This window comes from Pseudomonas sp. M30-35 (genome assembly GCF_002163625.1).
In the GTDB taxonomy this organism is placed as follows: domain Bacteria; phylum Pseudomonadota; class Gammaproteobacteria; order Pseudomonadales; family Pseudomonadaceae; genus Aquipseudomonas.
This window is the reverse complement of sequence record NZ_CP020892.1, coordinates 2,083,061-2,096,824: the sequence shown is the minus strand read 5'-3', so window position 1 is coordinate 2,096,824 and position 13,764 is coordinate 2,083,061. Positions and strand designations below refer to the sequence as shown.

General features: G+C 51.8%; 11 protein-coding genes and 2 rRNA genes. 6 read left to right on the top strand and 7 right to left on the bottom strand.

Annotated elements, in window-relative coordinates; genetic code table 11:
- The first annotated feature begins 99 nt into the window (after positions 1–99).
- Both xdhC and guaD read left to right on the top strand, forming a co-directional pair.
- Positions 100–939, top strand: a complete 840-nt coding sequence (xdhC, locus tag B9K09_RS09725; RefSeq protein ID WP_087516617.1) for a xanthine dehydrogenase accessory protein XdhC — start codon at positions 100–102, stop codon at positions 937–939.
- Between the two features lie 75 nt (positions 940–1,014).
- A complete protein-coding gene (gene guaD / locus B9K09_RS09720; RefSeq protein ID WP_087516616.1) occupies positions 1,015–2,319 on the top strand; it encodes a guanine deaminase in 1,305 nt (434 codons plus the stop codon).
- A 34-nt stretch (positions 2,320–2,353) separates the two neighbouring features.
- Here the strand turns inward: guaD and B9K09_RS09715 are convergent, their stop codons facing one another.
- A complete protein-coding gene (locus tag B9K09_RS09715) occupies positions 2,354–2,680 on the bottom strand; it encodes a luciferase family protein (RefSeq protein WP_087516615.1) in 327 nt (108 codons plus the stop codon).
- A 67-nt stretch (positions 2,681–2,747) separates the two neighbouring features.
- On the bottom strand, positions 2,748–3,254 hold the full coding sequence (locus tag B9K09_RS09710; RefSeq protein WP_087516614.1) for a DUF1993 family protein: 507 nt from the start codon (positions 3,252–3,254) through the stop codon (positions 2,748–2,750).
- Positions 3,255–3,468: 214 nt separating this feature from the next.
- On the opposite strand from B9K09_RS09710, the gene B9K09_RS09705 reads away from it, so the two are divergent.
- Both B9K09_RS09705 and B9K09_RS09700 read left to right on the top strand, forming a co-directional pair.
- On the top strand, positions 3,469–4,656 hold the full coding sequence (locus B9K09_RS09705) for an MFS transporter (protein ID WP_087516613.1): 1,188 nt from the start codon (positions 3,469–3,471) through the stop codon (positions 4,654–4,656).
- Positions 4,657–4,683: 27 nt separating this feature from the next.
- Entirely contained in the window at positions 4,684–5,061 is a 378-nt protein-coding gene (locus B9K09_RS09700) for an MmcQ/YjbR family DNA-binding protein (RefSeq protein WP_087516612.1), read from the top strand.
- Here B9K09_RS09700 and B9K09_RS09695 read toward each other — a convergent pair.
- From B9K09_RS09695 to B9K09_RS09685, 3 genes are all read right to left on the bottom strand, one after another.
- Positions 5,027–5,764 carry a DUF1294 domain-containing protein gene (locus B9K09_RS09695; RefSeq protein WP_087516611.1) on the bottom strand — a complete coding sequence of 246 codons (738 nt, stop codon included), beginning with the start codon at positions 5,762–5,764 and terminating at the stop codon, positions 5,027–5,029. The two genes, B9K09_RS09700 and B9K09_RS09695, sit on opposite strands and share 35 nt — an antisense overlap.
- Before the next feature lie 93 nt (positions 5,765–5,857).
- On the bottom strand, positions 5,858–6,691 hold the full coding sequence (locus B9K09_RS09690) for an AraC family transcriptional regulator (protein WP_087516610.1): 834 nt from the start codon (positions 6,689–6,691) through the stop codon (positions 5,858–5,860).
- A gap of 84 nt (positions 6,692–6,775) precedes the next feature.
- A complete protein-coding gene (locus B9K09_RS09685) occupies positions 6,776–7,606 on the bottom strand; it encodes an undecaprenyl-diphosphate phosphatase (RefSeq protein ID WP_087516609.1) in 831 nt (276 codons plus the stop codon).
- A 289-nt stretch (positions 7,607–7,895) separates the two neighbouring features.
- Between B9K09_RS09685 and B9K09_RS09680 the strand changes: the two genes are divergently transcribed.
- Both B9K09_RS09680 and queD read left to right on the top strand, forming a co-directional pair.
- Positions 7,896–9,530: a methyl-accepting chemotaxis protein gene (locus B9K09_RS09680; protein ID WP_087516608.1), complete on the top strand. Its 1,635-nt coding sequence runs from the start codon at positions 7,896–7,898 to the stop codon at positions 9,528–9,530.
- A gap of 263 nt (positions 9,531–9,793) precedes the next feature.
- Positions 9,794–10,150, top strand: coding sequence for a 6-carboxytetrahydropterin synthase QueD (gene queD / locus B9K09_RS09675; RefSeq protein ID WP_087516607.1), 357 nt, complete (start codon positions 9,794–9,796; stop codon positions 10,148–10,150).
- A gap of 266 nt (positions 10,151–10,416) precedes the next feature.
- Here the strand turns inward: queD and rrf are convergent.
- Positions 10,417–10,532, bottom strand: a 5S ribosomal RNA gene (gene rrf / locus B9K09_RS09670).
- A gap of 126 nt (positions 10,533–10,658) precedes the next feature.
- A 23S ribosomal RNA gene (locus B9K09_RS09665) occupies positions 10,659–13,550 on the bottom strand.
- Positions 13,551–13,764 lie beyond the last annotated feature (214 nt).

Below are 13,764 nucleotides of genomic sequence, written 5' to 3'. Positions count from 1 at the left end.
TCTGCTGGAGCCAACAACCGCCGCAGATCCGCAACCACGCGTTGCTAGCTGGTGTTTGTCACGCCCTGCCAAACCTTTGCACAGCTGGAGGCTGAGAAAATGAGTTGGATCAGCACCCTCGCCGAACTACAAGAGCAAGGTCTGCCTTGCGTACTGGTCACCATCATTGATGAGCGCGGTTCTACTCCGCGCAACTCTGGCTCGAAAATGGTGGTCACCGCTGAACGCATTTACCAAACCATCGGTGGCGGGCACCTTGAATACAAAGCGATGGAGATGGCCCGCGAGATGCTCGAAAGCGGCACTCAGAGCACTCGCCTCGAACGTTTCAACCTAGGCGCAAGCTTGGGCCAATGTTGCGGAGGCGCGACGGTATTGCTGTTTGAGCCGATGGGCCAGCCGCAGGCGCAAATCGCTGTGTTTGGCGCCGGCCATGTGGGGCGCGCACTGGTCCCATTGCTGGCCAGCTTACCGTGCAAAGTACGCTGGATCGACTCACGTGAAGCGGAGTTTCCAGAGCATATCCCTGCCGGTGCAGAGAAAATCGTCAATGATGAAGTCGTCGATGAAGTCGATAACATGCCAGCCGGTAGTTATTACATCGTCATGACCCACAACCATCAACTCGACCTTGAGCTGAGCGCTGCAATTCTTAAGCGGGATGACTTTGCCTATTACGGCCTGATCGGCTCAAAAACCAAGCGTGCCAAGTTTGAACACCGCTTGCGTGATCGCGGCCTTAGCCCTGAAGTCGTTCAGCGCATGCGCTGCCCAATGGGCTTAGGCGAAGTCAAAGGTAAGTTACCCGTCGAAATCGCGGTTTCGATTGCCGGCGAAATCATCGCCACCTACAACGCACATTTTGGCGAGCAAAAGCACAGTAAATCCGCCGGGCCGATTGCTCAACTATTACCAGCCTCACGCCGTAATCACGCTTGAAACACACTTAACTCCAACGCTATCTGCCTGTGATTCCGGCGGGTAGCGGCTGACTAACAGACTGCCGAGAATATTATGTCCAGCCCAGCAAAAGCTTACCGCGCCGCCATATTACACTGCCTTGCCGACCCCTCCGTGGTAGGCACTGAGCAATCTTATGAGTACTTTGAGGACGGTATTCTGGTCGTTGCAGACGGCCGCGTAGTCAAGGTCGGCCATGCAGCTGATTTGCTCGGCTCGCTTAACGGCATCGAGATCACCGAATACCGCGATGCATTGATCACCCCAGGATTTATCGACACCCATATTCACTATCCACAAACAGGCATGATCGCCTCATACGGCGAACAGCTGCTTGACTGGCTCAATACATACACCTTTCCAACCGAACGCCAGTTTGAAGATAAAGCCCATGCAGCTGATGTCGCCGGCATATTCCTCAAGGAGTTACTGCGCAACGGCACCACCACCGCACTGGTTTTCGCTAGCGTACACAAGCAGTCGGTTGATGCATTCTTCGAAGCCAGCGAAGCGCTGAACCTGCGCATGATCGCAGGCAAGGTGCTGATGGACCGTAACGCACCCGACTACCTGACCGACACAGCTGAATCTGGCTATGCCGATAGCAAGGAGCTGATTCAACGCTGGCACGGCAAAGGCCGCCTGCATTATGCAGTCACACCACGTTTCGCACCGACCAGCACACCAGAGCAGCTTGAACTTGCAGGTAAGCTGTACCACGAGTTTCCCGATCTATACATGCACACCCACCTGTCGGAAAATCTCAAGGAAATCGACTGGGTCAAAGCTCTGTTCCCAGAACGCAAGGGTTATCTGGATGTCTACGATCACTACAAACTAATCGGCGCACGCTCAGTCTTCGCCCACGGTGTGCACCTGTGTGACGATGAGTGCAAACGTTTGAGTGAAACAGGTTCGGCCGTTGCCTTCTGCCCGACCTCGAACCTATTTCTCGGTAGCGGCTTGTTTGACCTGAAGAAACTTGAACACCACGGCGTACGCGTCGGCCTGGGCACCGACGTTGGTGGCGGCACTAGCTTCTCACAACTGCAATCGCTGAGTGAAGCCTACAAAATCATGCAGCTACAGGGCATCAAGCTTGACCCATTCAAGTCCTTGTATCTGGCAACGCTTGGCAGCGCCAACGCACTGTATCTGGATGACAAGATCGGTAACTTCGAAAGCGGTAAAGACGCCGACTTTATCGTCCTCGACTACAAATCCACACCACTGATTGATTACCGCATTCAGCAAGCAAAAACGCTGGAAGAAAAGCTATTTGCCTTGACCATTCTCGGTGATGATCGCGCCGTGAAAGAAACCTTCGCTGCCGGCCAATCAGTCCATCGCCGCGATTAATAAGCGCCCGCTGCCGGCCTTACTCAGGCAGCGGTTACTGAGTGTGTTGAGTGATTGCCAGCTTTAGCAGACGAACCACCTCATCCACTTGGCTAGAGCTGTTGTAACGCAGTTCGATATAGGCAGATGAGGCTGAGCGTTTTGGGTGCTTGATCGAGTCTTTCGGGTAGTTCAAGCCTTGCTGCTTGATCAACTCTTTTCCCAGAGCGAGATCAAGCTCATTGTCGTGATGGAAATGAGCAATCTCCTTGCCCCGATAGTTAAGCGTTGTAAAACCGTCAGACCGCTCGCGCCAGACCACAACCTCTATGCCCGGCAACGTCTCAATCGCCTCAAGCAATTGCGCCTTTAATGGATTCACTACGCCCTCATCATATTGGCAGCAAGCCAGTAAACGACTGGTTGCCCTACTGGCTTGCTGACTAACTTCAGACCGCGCCGAGGTAGTCCATCTTGCCAATCTTCACCCCATTGTGGCGCAAGATCGCGTAGCAGGTGCTGATGTGAAAGTAGAAGTTTGGCAGTGCGAAATGCAGCAGAAACATCTGCCCGCTGAAACTTAGCTCACGCGAAGGCAGCTTGATGTTGATGATTTTGTCTTCGCTGCCATCGATCTGTTCAGCGTTGAATGACTCAACAAAAGCTGCCGTTTTGGCAATGCGCTGTTTCAGCTGCGCAAAGCTTGTTTCAGTGTCGGCATAACTGGGTACATCAACTCCAGCCAGCCGTGCGACGCAGCCTTTCGCCGCATCGGTGGCGATTTGAATTTGACGCGCCATGTCGAACATATCTGGCGCAAGTCGCGCACTAACCAATACAGACGGATCGAAACCTTCAGCTTCAGCGTGCACCAACGCCTTATCGAGAATAGCGTCGAGATTGCTCAACATACGGACAAAAACCGGAACACTTGCTTGATACATGGACAGCGACATGGGTATTGCTCCATAACAAAAGGCAGGTTGGTTTGCGTATAACATGGGGCACATTACACCTGTGCCATAGGTTGTGCGATGCCGATCGCTTCAACGCCCAGCTCCACCGCAATACGCACTAAACCTTGAAATATTCGTTAGCACGCTTTGTTTTCAGTTGTATGATGAGCAATCACCGAGACCTTCCGCCGCCATTGCCGACATAGGCCGCTAAATGACGACCGCGCAAACGCCAGCAGATAACTCAACCCTGCAGATTCTGACCATTGTCTTTTTTACCTTTATCAGTTTTTTGTGCATAGGCCTGCCGCTTGCGGTGCTTCCCGGTTACGTCTTGTACGACCTTGGCTATAGCTCAGTACTGGCTGGCGTGGTGATTGGCACACAGTATTTTTCAACCCTGCTAACCCGGCCCATGTCCGGCTCTATTGCCGACCGCCTAGGCGCCAAACAGGGCGTACTGTATGGCCTGATTGGCTGCTCAGTGAGTGGGGCTGTCACTCTGCTCGCCACCTACTTAATTGCATTCCCGTTGGCCAGCTTGATATTGCTGCTAGTCGGCAGGGTCATTCTCGGCGTATCCCAAGGCTTGGTCGGTACCGGCTCAATCAGTTGGGGCATTGGCAGGGTTGGCCCGGAAAACACGGCGCGCGTGATCTCATGGAACGGCATCGCCTCCTATGGTGGAGTCGCATTAGGGGCGCCAATAGGCGTGATGATGGTGTCCAATATCGGCCTTTGGAGCATCGGCAGCCTGACCATGGTATTAGCCGCCGGAGCCTTTTTGCTGGCACGAATCAAAATCCCCTCTCCTATTATTCAGGGCACACGCTTGGCATTTAGCCGGGTATTTATGAAAGTTGCGCCAAATGGTGTGGCTTTGGCTCTCGGCTCAATTGGCTTCGGCACTATCGCGACCTTTATCACCCTTTATTACGACAGTCGTGGCTGGAGCAACGCAGCTTATTGCCTGAGTGCATTTGGCTGCGCATTTATTGTTGCCCGCTTGTTGTTTTCCAGCACGATCAAAAAACGCGGTGGTTATCGTGTTGCAACCGTATGTTTACTAATCGAATGCATTGGCTTACTGCTGATCTGGCTCGCGGCAACCCCATGGATCACCTTATGTGGCGCCGCCCTCACCGGCTTTGGTTTATCGCTGGTGTATCCGGCGCTTGGGGTTGAAGTCATCTCACGTATTCCTGCAGCGAGTCGCAGTTCAGCGCTTGGTGCTTACGCAGTATTCTTTGACTTATCGCTGGGTATCGCCGGCCCGCTGATGGGCGCCATTGCCGGCTATTTTGGCTTTGGCTCAATCTTTATGGTTGCCGCCTGCCTGGCGCTGACTGGAATGCTAATGACCATGGTGTTGTTGCGTTTAGAGAAGCGCTCAAGCGCTTAAAGCGGGTTCAGATACGGGAACAAACAGATGACACGCGAACAGATTGCTGCATTTTGTCTGCAATTACCGGGCGCCCGCACTGACTTCAAGTGGGGCGAAAACCAGGTGTTCTCGATCGCGGAAAACAAGATGTTCGCGATTATCAACTTCCTCGGGGACAACCTGGCGTTCAAGGTTGATAACGACTTGTTTCTCGGCTTTGTCGACCGCCCCGGAATCCGTCCAGCACCTTATCTAGCACGTGCAGGCTGGATCAGCATGCCTTGCGACCCATTACCGGTTAGCGATAACGAACTGCGCGAGCTAATCACCCGCTCACACCAGTTGGTGGTCGGCAAACTTTCAAAGCGCAAGCAGATTGGCTTGCGGATTAGCCCCATGAGCGTGGTGCATAGGCACGGATAAAATCGCCGAAGTACTCACCATCCAGCACACACCAATCCAACCAAAACAGCTGGTGGGCAATAATGATTAACCAGAAAACTGACTGGTAAGAGCCCTTCCGGGTTTTATGCCGAAAACATTGCTGTGCGACCAATGCACCAGGCCAGCCACCCAGTAACTCGAACAAGTGCAGCGTAGTTTCTGGTGTTCGCCACGCGCCACGCATGGCTTTGGCTTTATCACTCCAGTACTGGACAAAGCTGACTAAACTCATAACCAGATAAGCCAGCAACACCCAGATAATCCCTGCGCTAAATAGCAGCTGTAAACTGCCAAGTAACGGCAATACAGATAACCCGGCGAAGATCAGCGTTTTGAGCCCCAGGTGTTGAATAGGTGCAGAGAGTTTGCGCCGTGGTTGCTTGCTGGAAGCTTTGCGCTCCCTGACCACATTTTTTTGCCGCTGTGCAGCTGGAACAGGCGGTTTACGGCGAATCTTGGGTTGATCAATTGAAAGCTCACCGGCAAGCCGCAGGTGCTCTGCGCGTAAACGCCCCTTGTCATCTTTACCGGCGATGAACATCACTTGGTCACCCGCAACGGGTCGGCGGTCGCCACGCATTGCTGAGATATGTGCGAATACTTCTTGGCCGCCCTGCTCTGGCCGGATAAAACCAAAACCCTTGTCATCATTCCAGCTTTTGATTGAGCCGCGTACTTCCATGATTAGACCGTAATCCCATGCCAAATCCAAAGCCTACAAGAATACTGAAGTGGTGGGCAGTCTGGGCAATGCTTCAGGCTGAGGTGAAGAGTGTTAAGCGCTCTCTTGCACGCGAGCTCGCAGTGCACTTTGCTCTTGGCCAGGCAATTTGAGGTATGCCTTGGGCGTAATACCGAGGTGCAAACGAAAGCATGTATAGAAGGCTGAGAGCGAGTTGAATCCGGCCGCAAACACCAGGTCGTCAATTTTGGCTGACCGCGGTGAATGATCGATTGATAGCAATAGGTGCTTAAGCCGTTGGTGATTCACATAACGGTAAAAGCTTTGGCCCAGTACTTGATTCAACAGATAAGAGATCTGATTACGGCTATACCCGGTTTCGACAGCAACCTGTTGCAGGTTTAAACCAGGGTCCAGATAAGGTTGCGCACTGGCAAAGTACTCTTGCAGATCAAGTGCCAGAATCCCTAATTGCCGCGCCGACAAACCAAGTCGGCTCGTGGCTGGACGACGACTATCGGGCTTACTGTTATCGGCATGTTGCTCATGTATCAGCGACGCGTATTCATTGATCCTCCAGATCAACCCGTCGCGAACAGTAATGGCCTCACTGGAGCGAAACGACACCAGCCCAGAGCCACCGCATAACGTAATCCGATATTGAATAAATGCAGTATCTTCATCAAAGCGGATGCGATCAGTATGCTCAAGCACTTCCTGCGGCTCGAGTGGCATTGAGCTGCGTACATACTCACGCAACTGTTTGAAGTGAAATACCCGGTTCTGAAAGAAGTCGTTGTACTCGATTTGCGGGTGATACAGAGCCATCACCGCATCAAGGTCGCTAGCTTTCCACGCGAGATGATAGCGCTGCACCACCTCTTGGGTGGTGCCGTTTGCTGAATGGGATAACCTTCCAGTGCTCATCGAAACGACTCACTAACCGAGCCACTGCATGATCTGAGCAGCCGATTGATCTATTTGCATTAAGACCCGAGTGGGCGACGACAACTAGCCTTGAGCGGTGCTCCAATCAATCAGATGCAACTGCCAAGTTGCCAAAATCAGCAACCCGAAGCCAATCCGATACCACGCAAATACTGCATAGCTGTGATTACCAATGAACTTGAGCAATGCACGTACCGCAATCATCGCGAAAATAAACGAAGTGACAAAACCAATTGCAAACACTGGTAGATCAGCCGGCTGGAACAAGTCCCGATACTTGTAGCCCGAGTAAACTGCAGCACCGACCATGGTCGGCATTGCCAGAAAGAACGAAAACTCAGTAGCCGCCTTGCGAGAGAGCCCAAACAACAGGCCGCCAATGATCGTCGCCCCTGAACGTGATGTACCGGGAATCATCGCCAAACACTGAGCGAAGCCAATCTTGAGTGCATCTTTCCACGTCATATCATCGACTGTTTCAGCATGAACAGTATGCTTGCGACGCTCTGCCCAGAGCATGATCACACCACCGACAACCAACGCTGACGCGACCGTGATCGGGTTAAACAGGTATTCATGGATCAAGTCGGCAAAGCACACACCAAGAATAACCGCCGGAAAAAAAGCGATTAATAAGTTGCGAGTAAAGAGTTGAGCCTGAGGTTCCTTGGGCAGGCCTACCACTACATCGAGAATTTTCTGCCGGTATTCCCAGACCACGGCAAGGATAGCGCCAAGCTGGATAATGATATTGAAAGCCATTGCCCGCTCACCGCCGAAACCAATCAGGTCTGCAACAATGATCTGGTGTCCGGTACTGGACACGGGTAAGAACTCGGTAATGCCTTCAACAACGCCCAATATCAATGCCTGTATGGCCAACCACACGTCCATCCGATCTCCCAATGTGCGCGGATTTACTTACCGCACAAAATTAAATTATTGAAGCATTTCTGGTGCTATTGAATTGGACTTGCGCAACACGAGCCCATCTCCACAGACAAATTATCCGTGAGCCCTCAGGTTTCTGCGTTTCGGGCCGAAATGCTAACAGAGAATTAGCAATTTATAGCCGGTTACTTGATGTTTACTCAGTCTGTTTCGGCGTAAATCTGCATAGATGGCATACGAAAATGCCCAAAAAGTCAGCCCGGCTCCAATAATAACAATCAGGTGTTTCCCTATGAATAGCTTACGTAGCCTACCAATCAGCCGTCGCCTATGGCTGATACTTGTTGTCGCAATCGTCATGCTCCTGACCTTGGGCGGCGTATTGCTCAAGCAAATTCATAGTGATTTGTATGCGGGCAAAGCTGAAAAAACCCAGCATCTGGTCCAAAGTGCGACCGGTGTCCTCAAGTACTTCTACGCGCTCGAAACCGCAGGCACGCTTAAGCATGAAGATGCGCAAGAACAGGCTTTGGAAATAATCCGCGGCTTGCGTTACGACTCAAGCGAATACTTCTGGGTCAATGATCTAACTCCAACCATGATCATGCACCCCACCAACCCAAAACTTGAAGGTCAGAACCTCTCGACCTTCAAAGACCCTGACGGCAAAGCATTGTTCAATGAAATGGTCAGTATTGCTAAAGCCAAAGGTGCAGGTCAGGTCGATTACCGCTGGCCCAAGCCCGGTGCAAGTGAGCCTGTGCCAAAGATTTCCTACGTGCAGTTGTTCGAGCCCTGGGGCTTAATTATTGGTTCAGGTGTGTATGTCGATGATCTGCAGAGTGAGTTTGCAGCGCAGGCTACACGCGTTCTGATAATCGGCCTGACTTTGATGCTACTGATGACTTTCGTCGTCACTCTCATTGCCCGCAGCATTTCCAAACCGCTGAATCAGGCCGTCAGCGCCATGGCCAATATCGCCAGCGGTGAAGGTGATCTGACGCGCAGCTTGGACACACACGGCAATGACGAGCTAACCGCCCTGGCGCAGCACTTCAATGCATTTACCAACAAGCTACGCCAAGTTATCAAGCAATCCCTTGATTCAGCATCAGAGCTGACTCAGGCCGCGCAATCGCTAGACCACGTGGCAACAGACGCCCACAACCATAGCCAACAGCAATCCCAGCAAATGGAATTAGTGGCTACCGCGATTAACCAGGTCACTTACGCTGTTCAGGACGTGGCTAAAAACGCCGAACATGCATCGTCCGAAGTTCTCTCAGCCGAGCAACAAGCCTCACAAGGCCAGAGCAACATCCAGTCAAGCCTGCAGCAAATCGAACAGCTGTCGGCAATGATCGACAATGCAGTTACAGTGATGAACACCCTTGCAGAAGAAAGCACACAGATCGGCAGCGTACTTGAAGTGATTCGCTCAATCGCCGAGCAAACCAATCTACTCGCGCTCAACGCGGCGATTGAGGCTGCCCGAGCGGGCGAACAAGGTCGTGGCTTTGCCGTTGTTGCTGATGAAGTACGCTTACTGGCCCAGCGCACACAGAAGTCCACCGCTGAAATTCAAACCATGACCGAGCGCTTGCAAAGCAACTCGCAAGCTGCAGTGAAGGTCATCAATGAAAGCAGCCAAGCTTCTCAACTCACAATTGAACAAGCTAACTTGGCAGGAGTGAGCCTGGATCAGATCGCCCACTCATTAAAAAACATCACTGGGCTGAACGCCTCGATTGCCAGTGCGACTCTAGAGCAGTCGCATGTCGTTGACGATATCAATCAGAACGTCACGCAAGCGGCTGGCCTCGCTCATGAGAATGCAACTGCGGCGCAACAATCGAATAAAGCCAGTGAGCATGTAGGTCAACTCGCAACGCAACTTAGCGCCTTACTGGGACAGTTCCGCGTGTAAACACCAATCGCGAGGAGTAATCCTCGCCCCGCCGCTACCCGCTAGCGGCAACCTATTTGAGTAGCGCAGCAATAGATCCAGACGATCCAGTGCCCAGCGATTAATCATAGCGTTTGATTAATCGCTCACTGCCCAGCTATGCGCCGATTGCCAGCTGCATACCCCGTGAGATCATCCAAACTGTTAATATGAACGCAGTTACGCGGCACGCAACACTGCGCCGCTCAATACGTTTGTAGAGATGTCTTGCAGAGAGTAAACCAGTGGAATTGTTCAAAGAATTCATGTTTGAAGCGGCGCACCGCCTTCCTCACGTACCTGATGGCCATAAGTGTGGGCGCCTACATGGGCACTCCTTTAAGGTTGCGGTTTATATCGAGGGCGAGGTTGATCCGTATACCGGCTGGATTCGTGATTTCTCTGAGATTAAAGCCATATTCAAGCCGCTATATGAGCAGCTTGACCACAACTATCTCAATGATATTCCTGGTCTTGAGAACCCGACCAGTGAAGTTCTAGCGAAGTGGATTTGGCAGGAGCTAAAGCCTTTATTGCCCGAGCTATCGCGCATACGCATCCACGAAACCTGTACCAGTGGCTGCGAGTATCGCGGCGACTAGCCGTGGTAATTAAAAAGCCACCGTCAGGTGGCTTTTTAATGCGTGAGATTTGGGCCTGCGCGCGGTTTGGTGCGCACCATGCGGGTCGCGGCGACTGCTGCCACGTAGGGTGGATGACGCTTTATCCATCCACCGGCTGTGTCGCTACTAACACCTAGGCCGTTAAGCATAGGCGGGCACGCTGTGCGCTGCCGCCCCTCCGAACTTTTCTTCAGCGCAAAGAGAAACCCCAGACCATTTACATGATCTGGGGTTTCGGTATAGGCGCTTGACGATGACCTACTCTCACATGGGGAAACCCCACACTACCATCGGCGATGCATCGTTTCACTACTGAGTTCGGGATGGGATCAGGTGGTTCCAATGCTCTATGGTCGTCAAGCAATTTGTTTGAAGCCTCGTCTAGGACGCTGCTTCGAATCGGGTATGTGATGTTTGTAGTCGTGCAAACTTTCGGTTTCATCAACTTCTGTCATGACACACAAACAGCAAATTGTTTGGGTGTTATATGGTCAAGCCTCACGGGCAATTAGTATGGGTTAGCTCAACGCCTCACAGCGCTTACACACCCCACCTATCAACGTCGTAGTCTTCGACGGCCCTTTAGGGAACTCAAGGTTCCAGTGAGATCTCATCTTAAGGCAAGTTTCCCGCTTAGATGCTTTCAGCGGTTATCTTTTCCGAACATAGCTACCCGGCAATGCCACTGGCGTGACAACCGGAACACCAGAGGTTCGTCCACTCCGGTCCTCTCGTACTAGGAGCAGCCCCTCTCAAATCTCAAACGTCCACGGCAGATAGGGACCGAACTGTCTCACGACGTTCTAAACCCAGCTCGCGTACCACTTTAAATGGCGAACAGCCATACCCTTGGGACCGGCTTCAGCCCCAGGATGTGATGAGCCGACATCGAGGTGCCAAACACCGCCGTCGATATGAACTCTTGGGCGGTATCAGCCTGTTATCCCCGGAGTACCTTTTATCCGTTGAGCGATGGCCCTTCCATACAGAACCACCGGATCACTAAGACCTACTTTCGTACCTGCTCGACGTGTCTGTCTCGCAGTCAAGCGCGCTTTTGCCTTTATACTCTACGACCGATTTCCGACCGGTCTGAGCGCACCTTCGTACTCCTCCGTTACTCTTTAGGAGGAGACCGCCCCAGTCAAACTACCCACCATACACTGTCCTCGATCCGGATAACGGACCAGAGTTAGAACCTCAAGGTTACCAGGGTGGTATTTCAAGGTTGGCTCCACGCGAACTGGCGTCCACGCTTCAAAGCCTCCCACCTATCCTACACAAGTAAACTCAAAGTCCAGTGCAAAGCTATAGTAAAGGTTCACGGGGTCTTTCCGTCTAGCCGCGGATACACTGCATCTTCACAGCGATTTCAATTTCACTGAGTCTCGGGTGGAGACAGCGCCGCCATCGTTACGCCATTCGTGCAGGTCGGAACTTACCCGACAAGGAATTTCGCTACCTTAGGACCGTTATAGTTACGGCCGCCGTTTACCGGGGCTTCGATCAAGAGCTTCGCGTTAGCTAACCCCATCAATTAACCTTCCGGCACCGGGCAGGCGTCACACCCTATACGTCCACTTTCGTGTTTGCAGAGTGCTGTGTTTTTAATAAACAGTCGCAGCGGCCTGGTATCTTCGACCGGCATGTGCTTACGGGGTAAACCCTTCACACTCACCGGCGCACCTTCTCCCGAAGTTACGGTGCCATTTTGCCTAGTTCCTTCACCCGAGTTCTCTCAAGCGCCTTGGTATTCTCTACCTAACCACCTGTGTCGGTTTGGGGTACGGTTTCTAATTACCTGAAGCTTAGAAGCTTTTCCTGGAAGCATGGCATCAACCACTTCATCGTCTAAAAGACAACTCGTCATCAGTTCTCGGCCTTAGAATCCCGGATTTACCTAAGATTCCAGCCTACCACCTTAAACACGGACAACCAACGCCGTGCTGGCCTAGCCTTCTCCGTCCCTCCATCGCAGTAATTAGAAGTACGGGAATATTAACCCGTTTCCCATCGATTACGCATTTCTGCCTCACCTTAGGGGCCGACTCACCCTGCGTCGATTAACGTTGCGCAGGAAACCTTGGTCTTTCGGCGTGCGAGTTTTTCACTCGCATTGTCGTTACTCATGTCAGCATTCGCACTTCTGATACCTCCAGCAAGCTTCTCAACTCACCTTCACAGGCTTACAGAACGCTCCTCTACCGCTCATCCAAAGGATGAACCCGTAGCTTCGGTGTATGGTTTGAGCCCCGTTACATCTTCCGCGCAGGCCGACTCGACTAGTGAGCTATTACGCTTTCTTTAAAGGGTGGCTGCTTCTAAGCCAACCTCCTAGCTGTCTAAGCCTTCCCACATCGTTTCCCACTTAACCATAACTTTGGGACCTTAGCTGACGGTCTGGGTTGTTTCCCTTTTCACGACGGACGTTAGCACCCGCCGTGTGTCTCCCGTGCTGACACTTGCTGGTATTCGGAGTTTGCATCGGTTTGGTAAGTCGGGATGACCCCCTAGCCGAAACAGTGCTCTACCCCCAGCAGTGATACACGAGGCGCTACCTAAATAGCTTTCGAGGAGAACCAGCTATCTCCGAGCTTGATTAGCCTTTCACTCCGATCCACAGGTCATCCGCTAACTTTTCAACGGTAGTCGGTTCGGTCCTCCAGTTAGTGTTACCCAACCTTCAACCTGCCCATGGATAGATCGCCCGGTTTCGGGTCTATTCCCAGCGACTAAACGCCCTATTAAGACTCGCTTTCGCTACGCCTCCCCTATTCGGTTAAGCTTGCCACTGAAAATAAGTCGCTGACCCATTATACAAAAGGTACGCAGTCACAGAACAAAGTCTGCTCCCACTGCTTGTACGCATACGGTTTCAGGATCTATTTCACTCCCCTCTCCGGGGTTCTTTTCGCCTTTCCCTCACGGTACTAGTTCACTATCGGTCAGTCAGTAGTATTTAGCCTTGGAGGATGGTCCCCCCATATTCAGACAAAGTTTCTCGTGCTCCGTCCTACTCGATTTCATTGAAAAGAGATTTTCGCGTACAGGGCTATCACCCACTATGGCCGCACTTTCCAGAGCGTTCCGCTAATCTCTAATCAACTTAAGGGCTAGTCCCCGTTCGCTCGCCACTACTAAGGGAATCTCGGTTGATTTCTATTCCTCAGGGTACTTAGATGTTTCAGTTCCCCTGGTTCGCCTCTTACACCTATGTATTCAGTGCAAGATAACCATCTTATGATGGCTGGGTTCCCCCATTCAGACATCTCCGGATCAAAGGTTATTTGCCACCTCCCCGAAGCTTTTCGCAGGCTATCACGTCTTTCATCGCCTCTGACTGCCAAGGCATCCACCGTATGCGCTTCTTCACTTGACCATATAACCCCAAGCAATCTGGTTATTGTCTATAACGTGAAGTAGACATTCGCCGAAAATTTGCAATTGAGAACTACAAATTTTACCTTGACCAAATTAATTACCAGTGAAAGTAATCAATTAGTCACTTCTATCACATACCCAAATTTTTAAAGAACGATTTTCTTTCTAGTCAAAGACCAGAAATCAACATTCAACTACCCTTCAGTAGGAAT